Annotated in this window: 17 protein-coding genes; 10 read left to right on the plus strand and 7 right to left on the minus strand. The window is 68.0% G+C overall.

The annotated features are described in order from the left end of the window. Positions 1–209: 209 nt before the first annotated feature. From purF to dgt, 8 genes are all read left to right on the plus strand, one after another. Complete coding sequence (gene purF / locus AC2IR1_RS15355) at positions 210–1,715, plus strand: amidophosphoribosyltransferase (protein WP_486472843.1); 1,506 nt, start codon at positions 210–212, stop codon at positions 1,713–1,715. A 524-nt stretch (positions 1,716–2,239) separates the two neighbouring features. Continuing rightward, on the plus strand, positions 2,240–2,773 hold the full coding sequence (locus tag AC2IR1_RS15360; protein ID WP_486472844.1) for a DUF2199 domain-containing protein: 534 nt from the start codon (positions 2,240–2,242) through the stop codon (positions 2,771–2,773). Positions 2,774–2,894: 121 nt separating this feature from the next. Further along, positions 2,895–3,149 carry a hypothetical protein gene (locus AC2IR1_RS15365; RefSeq protein ID WP_486472845.1) on the plus strand — a complete coding sequence of 85 codons (255 nt, stop codon included), beginning with the start codon at positions 2,895–2,897 and terminating at the stop codon, positions 3,147–3,149. Between the two features lie 98 nt (positions 3,150–3,247). Then, positions 3,248–3,928 (plus strand): SDR family NAD(P)-dependent oxidoreductase, encoded by a 681-nt coding sequence (locus AC2IR1_RS15370; RefSeq protein WP_486472846.1) that lies wholly within the window; start codon positions 3,248–3,250, stop codon positions 3,926–3,928. 180 nt (positions 3,929–4,108) lie between these two features. Then, positions 4,109–4,891 (plus strand): 5'/3'-nucleotidase SurE, encoded by a 783-nt coding sequence (gene surE / locus AC2IR1_RS15375; RefSeq protein WP_486472847.1) that lies wholly within the window; start codon positions 4,109–4,111, stop codon positions 4,889–4,891. A gap of 93 nt (positions 4,892–4,984) precedes the next feature. Then, positions 4,985–5,644 (plus strand): protein-L-isoaspartate(D-aspartate) O-methyltransferase, encoded by a 660-nt coding sequence (locus tag AC2IR1_RS15380; protein WP_486472848.1) that lies wholly within the window; start codon positions 4,985–4,987, stop codon positions 5,642–5,644. A 174-nt stretch (positions 5,645–5,818) separates the two neighbouring features. Further along, positions 5,819–7,021, plus strand: coding sequence for a peptidoglycan DD-metalloendopeptidase family protein (locus AC2IR1_RS15385; protein ID WP_486472849.1), 1,203 nt, complete (start codon positions 5,819–5,821; stop codon positions 7,019–7,021). Positions 7,022–7,143: 122 nt separating this feature from the next. Next, entirely contained in the window at positions 7,144–8,484 is a 1,341-nt protein-coding gene (dgt, locus tag AC2IR1_RS15390; RefSeq protein WP_486472850.1) for a dGTP triphosphohydrolase, read from the plus strand. A 229-nt stretch (positions 8,485–8,713) separates the two neighbouring features. Here the strand turns inward: dgt and AC2IR1_RS15395 are convergent, their stop codons facing one another. The 6 genes from AC2IR1_RS15395 to AC2IR1_RS15420 all read right to left on the minus strand — a co-directional run bounded on the left by AC2IR1_RS15395 (position 8,714) and on the right by AC2IR1_RS15420 (position 13,802). Then, entirely contained in the window at positions 8,714–9,553 is an 840-nt protein-coding gene (locus tag AC2IR1_RS15395) for an ATP-binding protein (RefSeq protein ID WP_486472851.1), read from the minus strand. Positions 9,554–9,576: 23 nt separating this feature from the next. Further along, the gene (tatC, locus tag AC2IR1_RS15400) at positions 9,577–10,530 is read right to left on the minus strand and encodes a twin-arginine translocase subunit TatC (protein ID WP_486472852.1); all 954 of its coding nucleotides are present in this window, start codon (positions 10,528–10,530) and stop codon (positions 9,577–9,579) included. 51 nt (positions 10,531–10,581) lie between these two features. After that, complete coding sequence (gene tatB, locus AC2IR1_RS15405; protein WP_486472853.1) at positions 10,582–11,217, minus strand: Sec-independent protein translocase protein TatB; 636 nt, start codon at positions 11,215–11,217, stop codon at positions 10,582–10,584. A gap of 6 nt (positions 11,218–11,223) precedes the next feature. Next, on the minus strand, positions 11,224–11,439 hold the full coding sequence (gene tatA / locus AC2IR1_RS15410; protein ID WP_486472854.1) for a twin-arginine translocase TatA/TatE family subunit: 216 nt from the start codon (positions 11,437–11,439) through the stop codon (positions 11,224–11,226). A 307-nt stretch (positions 11,440–11,746) separates the two neighbouring features. Next, entirely contained in the window at positions 11,747–12,832 is a 1,086-nt protein-coding gene (locus AC2IR1_RS15415; protein WP_486472855.1) for an ABC transporter ATP-binding protein, read from the minus strand. A 190-nt stretch (positions 12,833–13,022) separates the two neighbouring features. Continuing rightward, positions 13,023–13,802, minus strand: a complete 780-nt coding sequence (locus AC2IR1_RS15420; protein ID WP_486472856.1) for an SDR family oxidoreductase — start codon at positions 13,800–13,802, stop codon at positions 13,023–13,025. Positions 13,803–13,946: 144 nt separating this feature from the next. Here AC2IR1_RS15420 and AC2IR1_RS15425 point away from each other — a divergent pair, with 144 nt between their 5' ends. Next, complete coding sequence (locus AC2IR1_RS15425; protein WP_486472857.1) at positions 13,947–14,996, plus strand: Hint domain-containing protein; 1,050 nt, start codon at positions 13,947–13,949, stop codon at positions 14,994–14,996. Between the two features lie 42 nt (positions 14,997–15,038). On the opposite strand, the gene AC2IR1_RS15430 is transcribed toward AC2IR1_RS15425, so the two are convergent. Next, positions 15,039–17,438, minus strand: coding sequence for a Kelch repeat-containing protein (locus AC2IR1_RS15430; RefSeq protein ID WP_486472858.1), 2,400 nt, complete (start codon positions 17,436–17,438; stop codon positions 15,039–15,041). A 394-nt stretch (positions 17,439–17,832) separates the two neighbouring features. Here AC2IR1_RS15430 and AC2IR1_RS15435 point away from each other — a divergent pair, with 394 nt between their 5' ends. Further along, positions 17,833–19,440, plus strand: a complete 1,608-nt coding sequence (locus AC2IR1_RS15435; RefSeq protein WP_486472859.1) for a peptide chain release factor 3 — start codon at positions 17,833–17,835, stop codon at positions 19,438–19,440. The last annotated feature ends 11 nt before the right edge of the window (positions 19,441–19,451 follow it).

Genomic DNA, 19,451 nt, shown 5'->3' on the forward strand with positions numbered 1-19,451 from the left:
GCCTGCTCCCCGTTCGGGCGCATGCGCCCGGCGGGGCGGGTCTTCACGGCATCGGCAGTGGACTGACACAAGATTCCATGTGATCCTTTCGTGACACTCGGCGTCCCCCGGCGTAAGAGGGGCGCGAAGGACATGACCGGATTCGGAGCATTTCCCTTGCTGCCAAAGCTCGCCGCCCTCATTCGTACCCAGCCCAGGACGTCTGCCCGATGACCAAGGCCGCCCGCAAAGCGCCCCCCGCCTCGCTTGCCGCTCAAAAGCGTTTCCTTGCCCACCCCTTCGATGACGACAAGCTGAAGGAAGAATGCGGCATCTTCGGTGTGATCGGCGTGACCGATGCATCGAATTTCGTCGCCCTCGGCCTGCACGCCCTGCAGCACCGGGGCCAGGAAGCCGGCGGCATCGTCTGCCACGACCCCGAACAGGGCTTCAACTCTGCCCGCCGTTTCGGCTACGTGCGCGACAACTTCACCTCCCACTCGGTGATGCAGACCCTGCCCGGGCCGCTCGCCATCGGCCACGTGCGCTACTCCACCGCCGGCAAGAAGGCCGCGGTGATCCGCGACGTGCAGCCGTTTTTTGGAGAGTTTTCAAAGGGTGGCGCGGCGATTGCCCACAACGGCAACATCACCAATGCCGATGCCCTGCGCCGCGAACTGATCGAGCGCGGCTCGATCTTCCAGTCGTCGTCGGACAGCGAATGCATCATCCACCTGATGGCGCGCTCGCTGCAAAAGGACATCCCCTCGCGCATGGAAGATGCCCTGCGCCGCGTCGAAGGCGCCTTCTCGGTCATCGCCATGACCCGGACCAAGCTGATCGGCGTCCGTGACCCGCTGGGCGTGCGCCCGCTGGTGCTGGGCAAGGTGGCCGACGGCTATTGCCTCTCGTCCGAGACCTGCGCGCTCGACATCATCGGCGCCGAACTGGTGCGTGAAATCGCCCCCGGCGAAATGATCGTGATCAACGAGAACGGCAAGGTCGAAAGCTCGCATCCATTCCGGCCGCAGCCGTCGAAGTTCTGCATCTTCGAACATGTCTACTTCTCCCGTCCCGATTCGATCATCGCGGGCCGGTCGGTCTATGAAACCCGCCGCCAGATCGGCGTGGAACTGGCCAAGGAAAGCCCGGTCGATGCCGACCTCGTCTGCCCCGTGCCCGACAGCGGCACGCCGGCGGCCATCGGCTACAGCCAGGAAAGCGGCATCCCCTATGCCATGGGGATCATCCGTAACCAGTACATGGGCCGGACCTTCATCGAACCGACCGAGCAGATCCGCAACATGGGCGTGCGGCTGAAGCTCAACGTCAACCGTGCGCTGATCAAGGGCAAGCGGGTGATCCTGGTGGACGACTCGGTGGTGCGCGGCACGACCTCCCGCAAGATCAAGGAGATGATCCTGGATGCCGGCGCGGCAGAGGTCCACTTCCGCATCGCCTCCCCGCCCACGGCCTGGCCCTGCTTCTACGGTGTCGACACGCCCGAACGCGAAAAGCTGCTGGCCGCCACCATGTCGGAAGACGAGATGCGCGACCACCTGCAGGTGGACAGCCTGAAGTTCATCTCGCTCGACGGTCTCTACCGCGCCGCGGGCGAGGCCTCGGGCCGCGACAACGACTGCCCGCAGTATTGCGACGCCTGCTTCTCCGGCGAATATCCGGTGGTGCCCTCCGACCAGGTCGAGAAGGGCTTCCAGCTCAAGGCGGCAGAGTAAGCCCCTGTTCCAGAACCGAGAAAGGCAGCCTTCGGGCTGCCTTTTTGCTGCGCGTGGCATCGGTGGATTGGCATCCACCCTACAGGTGGATGAAATCCGCCGATGCCACCATACGGTCCCCGCCGATCCACCGATGCCCCGTAGGGTGGATGAAATCCACCGGTGCCCCCGTACGGTCCACGCCAACCCACCGATGCCCCCGTAGGGTGGGTGAAATCCACCGAAGCCTCCGTACGGTGCATGCCAATCCACCGATACCCCTCGTAGGGTGGATGCCAATCCACCGACCGATGCCCCGCCGCTCCCGGCTGATCAGGGGGGCTCCGCCCCCGTCTCCGTCCCGGAGCCTCCCCCGGAGTATTTCGGACCCAGTGAGAGAGCGGGACGGCGCGAAGCCGGGCGGGGCTCAACCTCTTCTGCCCCGAACACGCCTGCCGGAAGCGGTCTCGCCCGGCGCATCCCGCTGGCCCCGGCGCGCCGGGGATGCTAGCCCGGAAGGGCAGACAGCCGAAAGGACGCGCCCCATGACCCTCCTCGCCCTAGACGCCCGCTGGCGCCGCCTCCAGGACAAGTTCGGCGGCGTCTTCGACATCGGTTTCGACATGCCCTCCGCCTGGCCCCACGCCGAACCCACCGACGACATGCCCGAGGTCACCGCAGGCGAAGACCGCCTCGCGCCGGAGCTTTGCCGCCTTGGCGACAAGCGCTTCCTGCACGCGGTCCTGCCGCTGCCCATTCGCGGCACCGAGGAAGTGCTCTACCTCGCCCCCTGGGCCGAGGTCCCGGCAGAGGTCTTCTACGGCTACCTCGACCTGATCACCGAAGGCACTCCCCTCGCCGCCGCCACTGCGCAGCTGGCCAACGACCTGCCGCTCTTCCCCGGCAGCCTCGGCACCCCCGTCACCCTCCAGCCCGGAGAGGACGGCGCCCGCCCCCTTCTGCTGGCAGAGGACGGCCCCCTGGCCGAGGCGCAGGAAGAGGGCATCTCCTTTGACCAGTTGCTCGACCTCTACGCCCAGGCCGATCACGACATCCGGCCGCAGCTCTCCGCCGACTGACCCGGGCCTGCCCGGCAGCCGGGCGCCGACGCGGCGCCCCGTCGCATCCCCGACGCCTCTCCGGGCCTTTCCCCCACCGCCGTTCCATGCGAGACGCCCGCCTCCATGAAACGGAGGCCCCATGGCCAGCTACGACCCGGCACAGACCGCCACCCAGAAAGACGCCCTGCCCCTGCGCCAGCTGGCGCTGCTCGGCACGATCACCGGCCCCTCGGGCCAGGAAGCCCTGCTGCGTACCGCCAATGGCCGCATCGAACGCGCCCGCGCCGGGGACAGGATCGCCGGGGCGCAGATCACCGCCATCGGCGAGGGAGAGGTCTCCCTCGTCGCGCGCGGGCAGGCCTACCGGCTGACCCTTCCGGCCGATCCGTCCTGAGCCCGGCGCTCATCCCTCCCGCGTCACTCCGTCCCGTCCGCGCCGCTGCGCCCCCGAAACGCTTGACCGGTCGCCCGGGACACGGCAGGAAAACCGCCATGACGGACCAGAACGCCCCCCGCCCCGCCGGTGATACCGACCTTCCCGTGGCTCTTGTGACCGGCGCCTCGCGCGGGCTGGGCGCGGCCTTCGCGCTGGAACTGGCGCGCACGCACCACGTGGTCGCGGTTGCCCGCACCGTCGGCGGCCTGGAAGAACTCGACGACCGGATCAAGGCGATCGGTGGCTCGGCCACCCTGGCGCCGATGGACATCTGCCTGCCCGAGGCCATGGCACAGCTCTGCCGCTCGATCTTCGACCGCTGGGGCGCGGTGGCGACCTGGGTCCATGCTGCGGTGCATGCCGCGCCGCTGACCCCGGCCTCCCATGTCGATGCCAAGGACTGGTCGAAATCCGTGGCCACCAACCTGACCGCCATGGGCCACCTGCTGCCCTACGTGGCGCCCCTGCTGGGCACCACCGGCCGCGCCGTCTTCTTCGACGATCCCACCGCGCCAGGGGCCAAGTTCTTCTCCTCCTACGGCGCCACCAAGGCAGCCCAGGTCGCCATGGTCCGCAGCTGGCAGGCGGAAACCGTCAACACCGGGCCCCATGTCCATGTGCTGACCCCGAACCCCATGCCCACGGCCACCCGCGCCCGCTTCTTCCCCGGCGAGGACCGCGCCCGCCTGGCCGACCCGGGCGCAGAGGCCCGCCGCCTGCTCGCCCTCATCGACTGAACCGCCCCCTGGCTGACCGTCCGGGGTGACCGCCCGGGCCGGTCACCCCGGACCCGGCGGGGCCTTTCGTTGCTTTATTTCAATGCTTTTGCCGCCCCCGGGCGCCTGCCCCGCCTTGCTCCTGCGCCTCCCCTCCCCTATGCAGGTCGCAAACCGGATCGAACGGCAAGGACCACAGGCATGCGCATTCTCATCACCAATGACGACGGCATCAACGCCCCCGGCCTGAAGGTCCTCGAAGCCATCGCGACCGAGCTCGCAGGCGCGGGAGGAGAGGTCTGGACCGTCGCCCCCGCCTTCGAACAGTCAGGCGTCGCGCATTGCATCTCCTACGCCCATCCCACTATGATCTCCGAACTGGGGCCGCGCCGCTTCGCCGCCGAAGGCTCCCCCGCGGACTGCGTGCTGGCGGGTGTGCATGACGTGCTGGCGGGCAAGCCCATCGACCTCGTCCTCTCGGGCGTGAACCGGGGCAACAACTCCGGCGAAAACGCGGTCTATTCCGGTACCATCGGCGGCGCCATGGAAGGCGCGCTGCAGGGGCTGACCGCCGTCGCCCTGTCGCAGTATTTCGGCCCGAACAATGCAAAGCTCGACGATCCGTTCGAAGCGGCCCGCACCCATGGCGCAGAGGTCCTGCGCAAGCTGCTGGCGCTGCACAAGCCCGTCTCGGGCAACTACAACACCTTCTACAACGTCAACTTCCCCGCCCAGCCCGCCGATGCGGTGAAAGGCACCCGCGTCGTGCCGCAGGGCTACCGCCCCGACACCTCCTTCTCGGTCACGCCGCAGACCTCTCCCTCGGGCCGGCGTTTCCTCTGGGCGCAGGGCGGCAACCAGCACGGCGCCTGCACCCCCGGCTGCGACGTCGAAGCGAACCTCTCCGGCTACATCTCGGTGACGCCGATGCGGGCTGATCTGACCGCGCATGAGCTGATAGAGGGGCTTCGCAGCATCGAGTGACCCTCTAATGCGCCCCTGCGCCACGCAGGCCCTTTCCCCGCGACACGGTTTGGGCAATCGTTCGCCAGAGGCGCGCAAAGGACCCCGACCCGCATGACCCCGCAAGACGAAGACTTCGAAATCGCCGAACGCAAGATGCAGTTTCTCTTTGCGCTCCGCTCCCGCGGGGTCACCGACAAGCGCGTGCTGGAAGCGATGGAAAAGGTCGACCGGGGCCCCTTCATCCGCGGCATCTTCGCCGACCGCGCCTACGAGGACATGCCCCTGCCGATCGCCTGCGGGCAGACGATCTCCCAGCCCTCGGTCGTGGGCCTCATGACCCAGGCTCTGGAAGTGCAGCCGCGCGACAAGGTGCTGGAGGTCGGCACCGGCTCCGGCTACCAGGCCGCGATCCTCAGCCAGCTGGCGCGCCGGGTCTATACCGTCGACCGCCACCCCCGCCTGGTGCGGGAAGCCAAGAAGGTGCTGGATGGCATGGGCCTGGTCAACGTGACCACCTTTGCCGCCGACGGCTCCTTCGGACTGCCCGATCAGGCGCCCTTTGATCGCATCCTCGTGACCGCCGCGGCCGAAGACCCGCCCGGCCCGCTCTTGGCTCAGCTCAAGACGGGGGGTATCATGGTGCTGCCCGTCGGCCAGTCGGACACGGTCCAGAGCCTGATCCGCGTCCGCAAGCTGGAAACCGGGCTGGATTACGACGAGCTGCGCCCGGTCCGCTTCGTTCCCCTTGTCGAAGGCATGGGCAAGGAGTAGGCCCGGCACCGCTGCGATCCTGCTGCCCCCGCCGCCCTGGCGGCCAGGCGACCGGATACAGTGAACTACAGGCGCCGTGACGGCCCGCACCTGCGGCGCCCCGCGGCAGGACAAGACCGGCACAGACCGGACGAACGACAAGCCCCGAAGGGGCAGCGGATGAGGATCGGACAGATGACCGGATATCGACGCGTACCGGCCCGCCTGATGGCGGCCACTTGCCTGCTGGCCCTGGCGGCCGGCTGCACCCTCGACAGCGACCTGCGGGGGGGCTTCGATGCCTTCACCACCGCCGATGCGGCCCGCAATGCCTCTGCCCCGCGCCCCGCGCCGGACAATCGCGGCATCATTTCCTACCCGAACTACCAGGTGGTCGTGGCCCGCCGCGACGACCGCGTCGCCGATGTCGCCTACCGCATCGGCGCCGATCCCGCCGAACTTGCCCGCTACAACGGGCTGGAGGTCGACAGCCAGCTGCGCGAAGGCGAAATCCTGGCCCTGTCCTCCCGCGTCTCCGAACCTTCCCCCGCCACCGGCGCCGCCGGCACCGGGCCGATCCTGCCCCCGGGCCAGGTCGACATCAGCTCCATGGCCGGCTCCGCGATCGACCGTGCGGCCGACAACGAGGTCTCGGTCGCGACCCTGCCGCCCGCCACCGCCGGCGAACCCGCCCGCCAGGTCGGCAACGAACCGATCCGCCACCGCGTCCAGCGTGGCGAAACCGCCTATACCATCGCCCGCCTCTACGGCGTCTCGGTGCGCGCCCTGGCGGACTGGAACGGGCTCGACAGCCAGTTCACCATCCGCGAAGGCCAGTACCTGCTGATCCCGCTGGTCACCGAAAGCGGCACCACCACCGCCGCCCAGACCTCCGCCCCCGGCGAAGGCACGGCGACGCCGGTGCCGCCCTCGGCCTCCACACCGCTGCCGCAGGAAACCCCGCCCAGCCAGACGGAGGCCCGCCAGCAGGCCGAAGAGGTCGCCCAGACCGTCACCCCCGATCTCTCCTCCGAACAGGCGGCGCCTTCGGGCCGCTTCGCCTATCCGCTGCGCGGCCGGATCATCCGGGAGTACGAAAAGGGCCGCAGCGACGGCATCGACCTGGCCGCCGATCCCGGCACCGCCGTTTCGGCCGCCGCCGCAGGCTCCGTCGCCGCGATCATCGAGGATACCGACAACCGCTCCGTCATCGTGGTCAAGCACGAGGACAACCTGCTGTCGCTCTACTCCAACGTGACCGGCATCACCGTGGCCAAGGGCGACCGCGTCTCCCAGGGGCAGAAGATCGCCCAGGTCCCCGGCGGCGACAATGCCTACCTCCACTTCGAGATCCGCAACGGCCTCGAAACCGTCAACCCGATGGACTACCTGCGCTGACCACAAGGGCCCGGGGGCGCGCGGGCATCTGCCCGCCCGCGCCCCCGACCACCCAGCACCCCGGCCATCCTGCACCCCGGCCCTACCGTCAGCCCGGCCCCTCCTGCCAAAAGGATCCCGCCATGGACTGGACCGCCCTCCTGTCGGCCGAACGCCTGGGCGACAGCGCCTATCGCGGCGCGCCCGGCCGCTCCGTCTTCGTGCAGGACCATGACCGCATCGTCTTCTCCGCGCCCTTCCGGCGGCTGGCCAACAAGACGCAGGTCCACCCTCTCTACGATCACGACCACATCCACCACCGGCTGATCCACTCGGTCGAGGTCGCAAGCGTGGGCCGCTCCCTCGCCATGCGCATCGGCCAGTGGCTGACCGCGCAGGGGGAGCTGCCCCCGGGGGAGGAAAACACCCTCGCCAACGTGGTGCAGGCCGCCTGCGTCGCCCATGACATCGGAAACCCGCCCTTCGGCCATTCGGGAGAGGAAGCCATAGGCGACTGGTTCGCCGCCCGCTTCGACGCGGGCCAGGGCCTGCCCGGCACCCTGGACCCGGCCCTGCGGGACGAGTTCACCGCCTTCGAAGGCAACGCCCAGGGCTTCCGCATCCTGACCCGGCTGGAAATGTACCGCGGCCGTGGCGGCATGCGCCTGTCCAAGGCCGTCCTGGGTGCCTTCACCAAGTACCCCGTGACCGCCGCCACCCGCGCCACCCTGCCGGAGGCCACCCGGCAAGGCTATTCGGGGCTGAAGAAATTCGGCCTCTTCGCCACTGAGGCCGCCTATTTCGCCGAAGCGGCAGAGGCGCTCGGCCTGCCCCGCCAGGGCCTGCCCCAGGCCCCCTGGTGGCGCCGTCACCCGCTGGTCCTCGTGGTCGAGGCCGCCGATGACATCTGCTATAACATCGTCGACCTCGAAGATGCCTTCACCTCTGGCGACCTGCCCTACGAGGCGGTCCGCGCCCCGCTGGAAGCGCTCATCGGCAGCAGCCGCGAACCCACGGACCAGACCCCGGCGGAACATGTCTCCACCCTGCGCGCCATGGCCATCGGCGTGGCCATCGACGCCTGCACCACCGCCTTCGAAGCCCAGTATGATGCGATCATGTCCGGGGACTTCGCCGGCGCGCTGATCGACGCCTCCGCCTGCGCCGCGGAATTCGCGCAGATCAAGACCCTGGCACGCACCCGCATCTTCACCTCCCCCCGCAAGACGGAGCTGGAAGTCTCGGGCCGCCGCGTCATCCACAACGTGCTGTCAGGCGTGCTGCCGATCTACGAGGACCTCGCCGGCTGCGGCTGGGATCCGGACAGGCTCTCCGGACCCTCCGAACAGCTCCGCCGTGCGCTCTCCCTCGACCTGCGGGGCATCGACGGGCCGGAAAGCGCGCTGCACGGGCTGGCCGATTTCACCTCCGGCATGACCGACCGCTACGCGCTGCGCATCTCGCGGATGCTCTCCGGGACCTGAGCACGGCGCCGGGGCGAGCGGAGCGCCAGAGGGAGGGGGGCTTTGCCCCCCGTCTCCTTCGGAGACTCCCCCCAGGATATTTTTGGCCAAAAAATGGGAGTTGCGGGCGCGCGCCGGATGCTGGGCGCGTTTTCGAGGGGGAGCGTGCACGCGCTCATGCCAAACGTCCGCCGATCCAGGGGTGCCTGCCCGCTTTTTCAGCCGGACGGGCCTCGTCCCCGGGGCTATGTCAGCCCGCGCTGATGCCGTGGCGCCCGGCCAGATCCATGAAGAACTGCCAGGCCACCCGGCCCGACCGGCCGCCGCGCGTCGCCTGCCATTCGATGGCCTCCGCCCGCAGCACCTGCGGATCGACACTCAGCCCGTGGGCCGCGCAATAGCCGTCGATCATCGCAAGGTATTCGTCCTGGTCGCAGGGGTGGAAACCCAGCCAGAGGCCGAAACGATCCGAGAGGGAGACCTTCTCCTCCACCGCCTCGCTGGGGTTGATCGCGCTCGAGCGTTCGTTCTCGATCATGTCGCGGGGCATCAGGTGGCGGCGGTTCGAGGTGGCGTAGAACAGCACGTTCTCCGGCCGCCCGGCGATCCCGCCATCCAGCACCGCCTTCAGCGACTTGTAATGCTGGTCGTCATGGCTGAACGACAGGTCATCGCAGAAGAGCAGGAAGCGATGGGAGCTGGCCGAAAGCAACTGCAGCAGCCGCCCGACCGAGGGCAGGTCCTCCCGCTGCAGTTCGACGATCTTCAGCGGCAGGCCCTGGCGCAGCACCTCTGCATGCACCGACTTCACGAGGGAGGATTTGCCCATCCCCCGAGCGCCCCAGAGCAGGGCGTTGTTGGCGCCCAGCCCCTTCGCGAATTGCAGCGTGTTGGCCAGCAGCGTGTCGCGGGACCGGTCGATGCCCACCAGCAGGCCGATCTCCACCCGGGCGACCCGGGTGACGGGTTCCAGCCATTCCGGCGCGGTATGCCAGACGAAGGCATCGGCACTGTCGAAATCGGGTGCGTCCAGCGGCGCCGGCGCCATGCGCTCCAGCGCCGCGGCAATGCGGCTCAGGTCCTCGGACATCTCTCCCCCCGGCCCCTCGGGCCTCACGTCTTCCTGTCGGTCTCTTCGCTGTCGCCGGCGGCCTCATCCGCCCCATCGGTTTCGGCCACCTCGGTGCTGCCTTCCCCGTCGATATCCTCATCCCACAGGCCCTCGGCCTTCAGGTAGGCTTCGCGCCGCTTCTCGACCCGCCCCACCATGAAGATGGAAATCTCGTAGAGCCCGTAGACCACCACGAACAGCGTGATCTGCGTCACCACGTCCGGCGGGGTCACGATGGCGGCCAGGATCAGGATGCCGACGATGGCATACTTACGGACGTTCTTCAGGCCCTCCGCACTGACCAGCCCCGCCTTGCCCATCAGGGTCAGCAGCACCGGCAGCTGGAAGCACAGGCCGAAGGCCACGATCATCTTCAGCGTGATGTCCAGGCTTTCGTTTACCTTGCCGTTGAACACGATCTCGATGCCGGAGCTTTCCACCGCGTCGCCCACCGAATCCGCGCCCTGCGCCAGGGCCGCGACCAGCGACGGCACATCGGCAAAGCCCAGGAAGAAGGCCATCGCCATGGGTACCACGACATATTGCGCGAAGGCCGCGCCCAGCAGGAACAGCGCCGGAGAGGCGATGAGGAAGGGCAGGAAGGCCGATTTCTCGTTCTTGTAGAGCCCGGGCGCCACGAAACGCCACATCTGGTAACCGATGATCGGGAAGGACAGCACGAGGCCGCCCACCATGGAAATCCGCACAAGGGTGAAGAAGTATTCCTGCGGCGCAGTGTATTGCATCACCGGGTTCGGGTTGCCGAGCGACCGCATGGTCTTCTCGATCGGCACCAGCAGGAAGTCGAGGAGCTGCCCGCCGAAGCTGAAGCAGATCACCATGGCGACCACGAAGGCCAGCACACAGCGGATCAGCCGCGTGCGCAGCTCCGCCAGGTGTTCGATCAACGGGGCGGAGCTGTCCTCCAGCTCGTCCTGCTCGATCTGATCAGCCATGGATGGGGTCCCTCGTGAAATCAGGCCTGGAAACAGGCGCCTGGCCGCGGGTCAGCCCTTGCGGACCGGCCTGCGCGGCGATGCGGCGGCGCGGGCGCCGCGGGTCTTGGGCTGTGGCTTGCGGGCGGCTCCGGCGGCGCGCTGGCCGGCGGTCTGGCGCAGGCCCTGCTGGACCTGCATCGCGGGCGCCTCCTCCACCGGGGCAGCGGACACCGTGGGCCGCGACTTTGGCAGTTCAGGCACCGCCAGCGGCTTGGCCGTGGTCGTGGTCGCAGTCGTCGAACCCGATCCCGTACCGGCCGCCTTGGCGGCCGCTTCCCCGTCCAGCCGCTTCTGCGCGGCCTTGGAGGTTGCGTCGTGGATCTTTTTCGCCGCCTCGGCCCGTTCACCGGCCAGCTTCGCAGTCTCGCTGCCCGGCTTCCACTTCAGCGGATCGGCCGCTTCCTTCACCTTGTCCATCCCGTATTTCTTCGGGTTGGACAGGCCTTTCAAGGTGTTGGTCGCTTCCTTCATGCCGGACTGGTCGGCTGCATCCTCCATGGCGCGCGTGAATTCCCGCGCCATGCCTCGGGCCTTGCCGACGAACTGCCCAACGGAGCGGAAGAGCCCCGGCAGTTCCTTCGGTCCGACCACGATCAAGGCCACGATCCCGACCAGCAGGATCTCCGTGCCGCCCATTCCGAACATGTCAGATCAGGCCTTGTCCTTGGACTCTTCGGGCGTGACGTCGCGTGCGTCGGCCGCCTTCTGTTCTTCAAGCTCTTCGGTGCTGTCGTTCACGCCCTTCTTGAAGGCGGTGATCCCCTTGCCGACTTCGCCCATCAGGGACGAAATCTTGCCGCGCCCGAAGAGCACCAGCACCACGACGGCGATGAGCAGCAGGCCCATGGGGCCGATGTTGTTCAGCATTTCAGCTCTCCCCTGGAACGGAGGCCATGCCTCCTTGGTGGTAGACTATCTAATCGCTCGGGCGGCGGGTTGAAAGAACCAAAGCGCACGCTAGGGGGAAATTTGATTATACCTGCACTCCGGGCGCCACTTGCGGGGGGCCTCCGGCGCCTGCACCGGCCAGTTCCCGCCAGCCGGGCCCGCCGCATCCGGGCGGGTTTCGGCCCGGGATCTGCGCACGCCGGGGCGGTGCGGGCGGCGGAAAGACACCGGGCGGGGCGCCGTCCAGGGGCATACCGGGGCGGGACAGGCCCCGCCTGCGCAGCCCTCAGACCCCTGCAGGAAAGACGAAACAGCGATCCCGGCGGATCATCAGCCACAGCGGCTTGCCCGGTTTCGGCAGGAAGACATTCGGCACCGTCGCCTTAAGGATCGACCCGTCGTGGTCCATCCGAAACTCGACGAGGGATTCATTGCCCATGAATCGGGCACGCTCAACCACACCGCGAGCGGCCACGCCATGTTCGGGCGTCGGCAGCGGGCCGGTGCCGCCCCGGTCGAAGTCGATCCGCAGGTGCTGCGGCCGGATGACGATCTCCACTTCCGTGCCGTCGGGCTGGCCGGGCGCGAAGAACTGGCCAAAGGGTGTTTCCGTCAGCGCCCCCTGCACCGTGCCACGGATCACGTTGATATCGCTGAAGAAGGCCACTGCCGCCTTGTCACGCGGGGCATTGTAGATGTTGTAGGGCGCGCCCTGCTGCACGATCTGGCCTCCGCGCATCAGCGCGATCTCGTCGGCCATGCGCATCGCCTCTTCCGGCTCGTGGGTGACCAGAAGAACCCCCGCACCCTCTTCCTTCAGCACGTCCAGCGTCTGATCGCGGATCTCGTCGCGCAGGCGGTTGTCCAGCCCACTGAAGGGCTCGTCCATCAGCATGACCTTGGGCCGGGGGGCCAGCGCACGGGCCAGGGCCACGCGCTGCTGCTCCCCGCCCGACAGGTGATGGGGGTAGTTGTCGATATGACGCAGCAGGTCGACGCGCGCCAGCAGCTCCTCGACCCGGGCGCGCTGCGCCGCCTTGGATCCGTCAAGACCGAAGGCCACGTTCTGTGCCACCGTCAGATGGGGGAACAGGGCGAAGTCCTGGAACATCAGGCCGATCCGGCGCCGTTCGGGCGGGATGCGGAACTGGGTGTCGCAGATCAGGTCGCCGTCCACATGGATGGTGCCGCTGTCCTGCATCTCGACCCCGGCGATCATCCGCAGCGTCGTCGACTTGCCACAGCCCGAGGGCCCCAGAAGGCAGGTCACCTGCCCCGGCATCACCTGCAGCGACACGTCCCGAACCACCTCGGTCCCACCGTAGGAACGGCACAGGTTGCGGATCTCCAATCGCGGGGTCTGCTCGGGCATGTGGCCTGTTTTCCGATGCTTTGTGTCGGGTTTCAGGTGTCTTAGCAGCCCGCCCCGCACCGCGCAATCGGCACGGCTTGCGGCACGGTGGGCTTGGCATGCCCGCCCTCCACCGCGCCCCCCGACGCCGCGCGGCAATGCAAAAGGGGGCGCCCGACGGACGCCCCCCCCTTACCGCCATGCAGCGCGCTTACAGCGTGTAGTGCAGCGCCCCGCCATCCAGCAGGATGTTCTGCCCGATCATGAAGGCGACGTGCTGCGAACACATGAAGGCGCAGGTCTCGCCAAAGGCTTCGGCCGTGCCATAGGCGCGCGCGGGAATGCCCGACTTGCGCGCCTCGCGGGCCTCTTCCAGGGTGATCCCCTGGCTCTTCACCACGGCCCCGTCCAGAGAGGCGGCGCGGTCGGTGTCATGGATGCCCGGCAGCAGGTTGTTGATCACCACGCCGTGGGGCGCCACCTGCCGCGCGGTGCCCGCGACATAGCCGGTCAGGCCGGCCCGGGCCGAATTCGACAGGCCCAGCACGCCGATGGGCGATTTCACCGACTGGGAGGTGATGTTGACCACCCGACCCCAGCCCTGTTCGATCATGCCCGGCAGCTGCGCCTTCATCAGCGCGATCGGCGTCAGCATGTTGGCGTCCAGCGCCTTGATGAAATCCTCGCGCTCCCAGTCCATCCACATGCCCGGGGGCGGACCGCCCGCGTTGGTGACCAGGATGTCGACCTGCCCCGCCGCGTCCAGGACCCTGGCCCGGCCCTCTTCGCTGACGATATCGGCGGCCACCGCCGTCACTTCGACGCCGTAGGTCGTGCGGATCTCCTCCGCCGTCGCCTCCAGCGCCTCCGCGCCGCGCGCATTCAGCACCAGGTTCACGCCCGCCTCGGCCAGCGCCAGGGCACAGCCGCGCCCCAGCCCCTTGGACGAGGCCGTCACCAGCGCGCGCTTTCCCTTGATTCCCAGATCCATAGGTCTTCTCCCTCTCAGCGGCCCCCGGTGCCTGCGCACGCCGGGCCGAAACTTTCCGCGAAATCAGCCGTAACTCGCCAGTATCCCGCCACAATCGATCGATAGATCTTCGGCACGTCGCAGACATGGAGTAAGCAGAGCGCAATGACTGCCATTCCCACACAACCGGCCACGGCCATTCCCGTGTTTTTAGCCTCCGCGCTCGAGGTCGTCCATGGCGTGAACGAGGGCGACAGCCTGTCCTTCGCGGATGACCTCGTGCCCGACGACATCTACTGGTTCCAGCCGGGCACCGAACAGGCCCGGATGATGGTGCAGATGCGCGCCGATGGCACGATGCGCGTCGCCGAAGGTTCCCCCACCGGGGGGGCAGGCATGGCACTGCACCTCGACAGCTGCCTCATCTTCATGTCCCCCGACGGGGAAACCACGGAAATCCTCGTGCTCGTCGCGGTCGATGCCCGCGGCGACGTGGACGAGGTCTATGCCCTGCCGCTTGCCCCCCTCGTGCCGCGCCACGATTACCGCCTGGTGGGGATCGACCGCCGCTCCGCCCCGCGCAAGTTCGCCGAGGTCGGCTGCGTCTCCTTCACCCGTGGCACCATGATCACCCTGGCCTCCGGCGCGCAGCGCGCGATCGAGGATCTGAAGGTCGGCGACCGGGTGCTGACCCGCGATGACGGGCCGCAGGAAATCCGCTGGGTCGGTCACCAGACCCACCGCGCCTCGGGCGATTTCGCCCCCATCGTGATCCGCGCGGGCGTCCTGTCGAACACCAATGACCTGGTGGTCAGCCCCGAACACCGGCTGTTCATCTACCAGCGCCAGGACCGGCTGGGCGTCGGGCACAAGGAAGTGCTCGTCCGGGCCCGCCACCTGGTCAACGGCGACACGATCTACCGCCAGGACGGCGGCTTCGTGGATTACTTCCAGCTGCTCTTCGACCGGCACGAGATCATCTACGCCGAAGGCATCGCCGCCGAAACTCTGCTGCTGGACACCCGCACCATGGCGGTCCTGCCGCCGGAGCTCGATCCGGAGCTGGGCCAGGCCCTGAAACGGGTGCTGCCCAACCACGGTGACCAGGCCCACCTGCGGTTCGAAATCTCGCCCAAGGCGCTGAACCGGCCCGATGCGCTTTCGCTGCTGATCGACGCGGTGAAGGGCGGCAATAGCGGACAGCGGCGGCACTGATCCGCCGCCGCCCTTCCCGACACCACCGCCCCTGCCCGGGCCTTATTTCACCGGAACACTGACCGGCCCGGCCTCTGCCGCCGCCTCCTGCGCGGCTTCGGGGCCCGGCATCAGCGGCGCCAGCAGCGCTTCCATCGCGCGCAGCATGTCTTCCTGGCGGAACCGTTCCAGCGCATCTGCCCGGCCGGCAGCGGCCAGTTCGGCCACCCGCCCAGGGTCGCGCACCAGCGCCGCCAGCTTCTCCGCCAGCACGGGCTGGCCTGCCTCGCCCACCGGGTAAAGCACCCCGGTCACGCCATCGCGCAGGATCTCCGCCGTGCCGCCGCTTTCCGTGCCAAGCGCCAGCAGGCCATGCGCCATCGCCTCGGTCGTGACCCGGCCGAAACATTCCGCCTTCTGCCCGGGCCGCCCCTGCGAATTGGTCACATGGGCATCCGCCAGGTGAAGCAGCGCGCCCAGGTCGGGCCGCGCGACAAAGGCCCATTCGGGGCGCAGCACCCGGCGCTCGTCCCGGCTCAGCCCGCGCAGGAAACGCCTGCGATGGCGGGCATCCCGGAACCCGACCAGCATCAGCTTCACCGGCAGCTGCTGGTCCCGCGCCAGTTTCGCCACGGTCCGCAATAGCGGGATCTGCCCCTTCGCCTCGGTGACCGATCCCACGCAAAGCACCACAAAATCCCCCTCCTCGAAGCCGAGCGCGCGGCGCAGCGCCTCCCGGTCCTGGGGCACCGCACCTGCGGCATCGGGGTCCAGCGGATCAGGCTGCGGGTAAAGCAGACGAGTCGTGCCCTCCAGCAGGGTCTCGCTCAGCGGGGGATGCAGCACCGCCCGGCGCGCCGGCACATCGACCGCCCCCTCCCAGGCCGCCAGGCAGGCCTGGCTGTCAAACAAGGCCGCCGCCGCCTGCCCGATCAGCCGCCCGCCCGCGGCATATCCCTCCACGTCGATCTCATGCACCCACCAGGCCAGCTTCGCCGCCAGGAAGGGATCGCGCGCCAGAACCTCGGCGATCCAATCCGCCACCGGGGCCGCCACCGTGTTGGCCACCACAAGGTCTGCCTCCCGCGCCAGCTCTTCCGCCCGTTCGAAGGGCACCAGGGCCACGGGGAAATCCAACATCAGTGGATCGTCCAGCCGCGGGTTGCCCGGGCAGACCAGGCGCACTTCCGCGCCAGAGGCAATCAACGCCTTCGCCGTTTCCAGCAGCAAAAGGGGCGCCCCCGTCCGGGTCAGCTCATGGGTGACCAGCAGGATGCGCCGTCCGTCGAACCGGTTGCCCGCGGGCAGCGCCTCCGGCCGGGCGCCCGCGCGCAGGGTCTGCCGCGCCCCCGTCACCGCCGAGGGCGCGGGCACGAAGGCCGTCGTCTCCATCGCCCAGGTCCGGTCCGAAATCGCCCCGGGCCTGTCGCTCAGGGGCTGCGCTTCCTGCCCGCCCGTCACGACCAGCCGCCCTTCGTGCAGCGCCGTCGCCGGCAGCTTCAGCGGTCTCGGCAGGTGGCCCGCGATTTCCCAGCGATCGCGCGCCGGATCATAGACCTGCACCAGGTCCGTCAGCCGCAGATGGAAATGCTCGGGGTACTTGTAGACCTGCCCCCCCGCGACCAGGATCTTCCCGCCCACGGCCTGGATCGAGAAATCGATGTGCGACGCCGCCATCGGCATGTCGCGGATCCGGGTCCACTTGCCCCGCGGGGCATCCAGCCGGAAACAGGCCGCGATATAGCTCTCCTCGGTCTCGGCCGTGCAGGTGAATGCCGGATCGCCCTCGATGGCCATGAAATCACCCTGCTGGCCGCCCAGCACGTAGAGGCTGTCGTTCATCACGATGCTGCCCCGGTGCATGCCCGGAACCGGGATCGGCTCTTCCCGGCGCCAGCTCTCCTCGGTCGCGCGGCCGTTGTCGACCCCGATGGACCAGTGCTCCGCCCGGGGTGTCCAGCGGTCCTCGTCCGCCCCTCCGACAAGATGCAGGCGCCCCCGCCACAGCTGCATGGTGGAGGCATAGCGCGCCGCGGGCAGATCAGGCAGCGGGTGCCACTTGCCCGTGCGCGTGTCCATCACGAAGCCGGTGGTGATCGCCGGGCGGCACTCCGGGCCGACCTGGCCGGACACGATGTAGATGTAGCGCCGCCCGTCCGCCACGACCGAGGCATGCGAGCTGGGGAAGCCCTGCGGCACCGCGACGGGGGGCAGCCAGCGGTTGTCGGCCATGTCGAAGATATCGACGCTGTCAGAGGTATCGTGCAGGGCCCTGTAGCCGCCAAAGACGTAAAGCCGCTTGCCGATCTGCGCCGATCCGGCATCGTAAAGCCCGTGGCGGCAGGGGGTCAGTTCCCGCCACTTCGGCCCCGGGCGCCCTGCCCGATGAGCCTGTTCCGCGCGCAGCGCCTCTTCCATCCTGCGACGCTGCCTGCGCCGTCGAAACGCTCCGCGAAGCCCCATGGGCCGTCCTCCAGTTGTCATTATCAAACGTTCACGTAGCATTCTGGAGTGTGTTGGGTAAGCCCCCCTGCCCCTTGGGAAACCTTCGCGCGCCGTCACCGGCCGATCTTCGCCTCCCGCCCTCGGCTGGCCCCGGGTAGGCCCCGGATAGGCCCCGGGTTGCCGCCGGTTTGCCCGCCACCGGTCCCGTGCTGCACCGCCCGCAGGCGCAGGACTTTCTTCATCAAGCTTTACGGAATTAACCCGATCCGGCGCACCGACGGCTTACCGACACGATACCGACGTGATACCGACGTTCGGGACGTTGCTTCCGTTCGGTGGTTAACGCCCCGTCCGAAGGCCCCGCTCCACCCCCGCGCTTGCCCTTTTTCCGATCCCTGATATACGCCGCGACATGCTCGATACCGCTTCCAACCGCCCCCAATTGCCGCCCGAGATCGCCCGGCGCCGGACCTTCGCCATCATCTCTCACCCGGATGCCGGGAAGACGACCCTGACGGAAAAGTTCCTGCTCTACGGTGGCGCCATCCAGATGGCCGGCCAGGTGCGTGCCAAGGGGGAAGCGCGGCGGACGCGGTCGGACTTCATGCAGATGGAAAAGGACCGGGGGATCTCCGTCTCCGCCTCTGCAATGTCGTTCGATTTCAAGAACTTCCGGTTCAACCTCGTCGACACGCCCGGCCACTCCGACTTCTCCGAAGACACCTATCGGACGCTGACGGCGGTGGATGCGGCCGTGATGGTGATCGACGGCGCGAAGGGTGTGGAAAGCCAGACCCAGAAACTGTTCGAGGTCTGCCGCCTGCGCGATCTGCCGATCCTGACCTTCTGTAACAAGATGGACAGGGAAAGCCGTGACACCTTTGATATCATTGATGAAATCCAGGAAAACCTGGCCATCGACGTGACGCCGGCCTCCTGGCCCATCGGCGTCGGCCGGGATTTTCTTGGCTGCTACGACATGCTGCACGACCGGCTGGAACTGATGGACCGCGCCGACCGCAACAAGGTGGCGGAATCCATTTCGATCAAGGGCCTGGACGATCCCAAGCTGGATGAAAACATCCCTGCCGACCTGCTTGAAAAGCTCCGCGAGGAGGTCGAGATGGCGCGCGAACTGCTGCCTCCCTTCGATCAGCAGGCGCTGCTGGACGGCACGCTGACGCCCATCTGGTTCGGCTCCGCCATCAACTCCTTCGGGGTGAAGGAACTGATGGAGGGCATCGGTGAATTCGGCCCCGAACCGCAGCCGACGGCGGCGGAACCGCGTCAGGTTTCTCCCGATGAAACAAAGGTTTGCGGCTTCGTCTTCAAGGTGCAGGCGAACATGGACCCCAAGCACCGCGACCGGGTCGCCTTCCTGCGCATGTCTTCGGGCCACTTCAAGCGCGGCATGAAACTGACCCATGTGCGCTCCAAGAAACCCATGGCGATTTCAAACCCCGTGCTCTTCCTCGCCTCCGACCGCGAGCTGGCGGAAGAGGCCTGGGCCGGCGACATCATCGGCATTCCGAACCACGGCCAGCTGCGCATCGGCGATACGTTAACCGAAGGGGAAGCTCTTCGTGTTACGGGTATTCCGTCCTTCGCCCCGGAACTCCTCCAGGGTGTCCGTGCCGGGGACCCGATGAAGGCCAAGCACCTGGAAAAGGCCCTGATGCAATTCGCCGAGGAAGGCGCGGCCAAGGTCTTCAAACCCTCCATCGGCTCCGGCTTCATCGTCGGCGTCGTGGGCGCCCTGCAGTTCGAAGTGCTGGGGTCGCGGATCGAGCTCGAGTACGGCCTGCCGGTGCGCTTCGAACCGTCGCAATTCACCTCGGCCCGCTGGGTTTCGGGGCCGAAGCTTGCCGTCGACAAATTCGTCAACGCGAACAAGCAGCACATCAGCTACGACCATGACGGCGACGTCGTCTACCTCACCCGGCTGCAGTGGGACATCGACCGGGTCGAACGCGACTACCCGGAGATCACCCTGTCGGCCACGAAAGAGATGATGGTCTGACTTGCGAGGGG

It is taken from the genome of Pseudooceanicola sp. NS-SX8 (genome assembly GCF_057380755.1).

What these genes read in the sequence shown, in the direction of transcription:
- AC2IR1_RS15435 (WP_486472859.1), top strand. Translation starts at nt 17,833, where the DNA reads ATGCTCGATACCGCTTCCAACCGCCCCCAATTGCCGCCCGAGATCGCC.
- AC2IR1_RS15385 (WP_486472849.1), top strand. Translation starts at nt 5,819, where the DNA reads ATGACCGGATATCGACGCGTACCGGCCCGCCTGATGGCGGCCACTTGC.
- AC2IR1_RS15430 (WP_486472858.1), bottom strand. Translation starts at nt 17,438, where the DNA reads ATGGGGCTTCGCGGAGCGTTTCGACGGCGCAGGCAGCGTCGCAGGATG.
- AC2IR1_RS15395 (WP_486472851.1), bottom strand. Translation starts at nt 9,553, where the DNA reads ATGTCCGAGGACCTGAGCCGCATTGCCGCGGCGCTGGAGCGCATGGCG.
- AC2IR1_RS15380 (WP_486472848.1), top strand. Translation starts at nt 4,985, where the DNA reads ATGACCCCGCAAGACGAAGACTTCGAAATCGCCGAACGCAAGATGCAG.
- tatA (WP_486472854.1), bottom strand. Translation starts at nt 11,439, where the DNA reads ATGCTGAACAACATCGGCCCCATGGGCCTGCTGCTCATCGCCGTCGTG.
- AC2IR1_RS15420 (WP_486472856.1), bottom strand. Translation starts at nt 13,802, where the DNA reads ATGGATCTGGGAATCAAGGGAAAGCGCGCGCTGGTGACGGCCTCGTCC.
- tatC (WP_486472852.1), bottom strand. Translation starts at nt 10,530, where the DNA reads ATGGCTGATCAGATCGAGCAGGACGAGCTGGAGGACAGCTCCGCCCCG.
- AC2IR1_RS15415 (WP_486472855.1), bottom strand. Translation starts at nt 12,832, where the DNA reads ATGCCCGAGCAGACCCCGCGATTGGAGATCCGCAACCTGTGCCGTTCC.
- purF (WP_486472843.1), top strand. Translation starts at nt 210, where the DNA reads ATGACCAAGGCCGCCCGCAAAGCGCCCCCCGCCTCGCTTGCCGCTCAA.
- AC2IR1_RS15425 (WP_486472857.1), top strand. Translation starts at nt 13,947, where the DNA reads ATGACTGCCATTCCCACACAACCGGCCACGGCCATTCCCGTGTTTTTA.
- tatB (WP_486472853.1), bottom strand. Translation starts at nt 11,217, where the DNA reads ATGTTCGGAATGGGCGGCACGGAGATCCTGCTGGTCGGGATCGTGGCC.
- dgt (WP_486472850.1), top strand. Translation starts at nt 7,144, where the DNA reads ATGGACTGGACCGCCCTCCTGTCGGCCGAACGCCTGGGCGACAGCGCC.
- AC2IR1_RS15370 (WP_486472846.1), top strand. Translation starts at nt 3,248, where the DNA reads ATGACGGACCAGAACGCCCCCCGCCCCGCCGGTGATACCGACCTTCCC.
- AC2IR1_RS15360 (WP_486472844.1), top strand. Translation starts at nt 2,240, where the DNA reads ATGACCCTCCTCGCCCTAGACGCCCGCTGGCGCCGCCTCCAGGACAAG.
- surE (WP_486472847.1), top strand. Translation starts at nt 4,109, where the DNA reads ATGCGCATTCTCATCACCAATGACGACGGCATCAACGCCCCCGGCCTG.
- AC2IR1_RS15365 (WP_486472845.1), top strand. Translation starts at nt 2,895, where the DNA reads ATGGCCAGCTACGACCCGGCACAGACCGCCACCCAGAAAGACGCCCTG.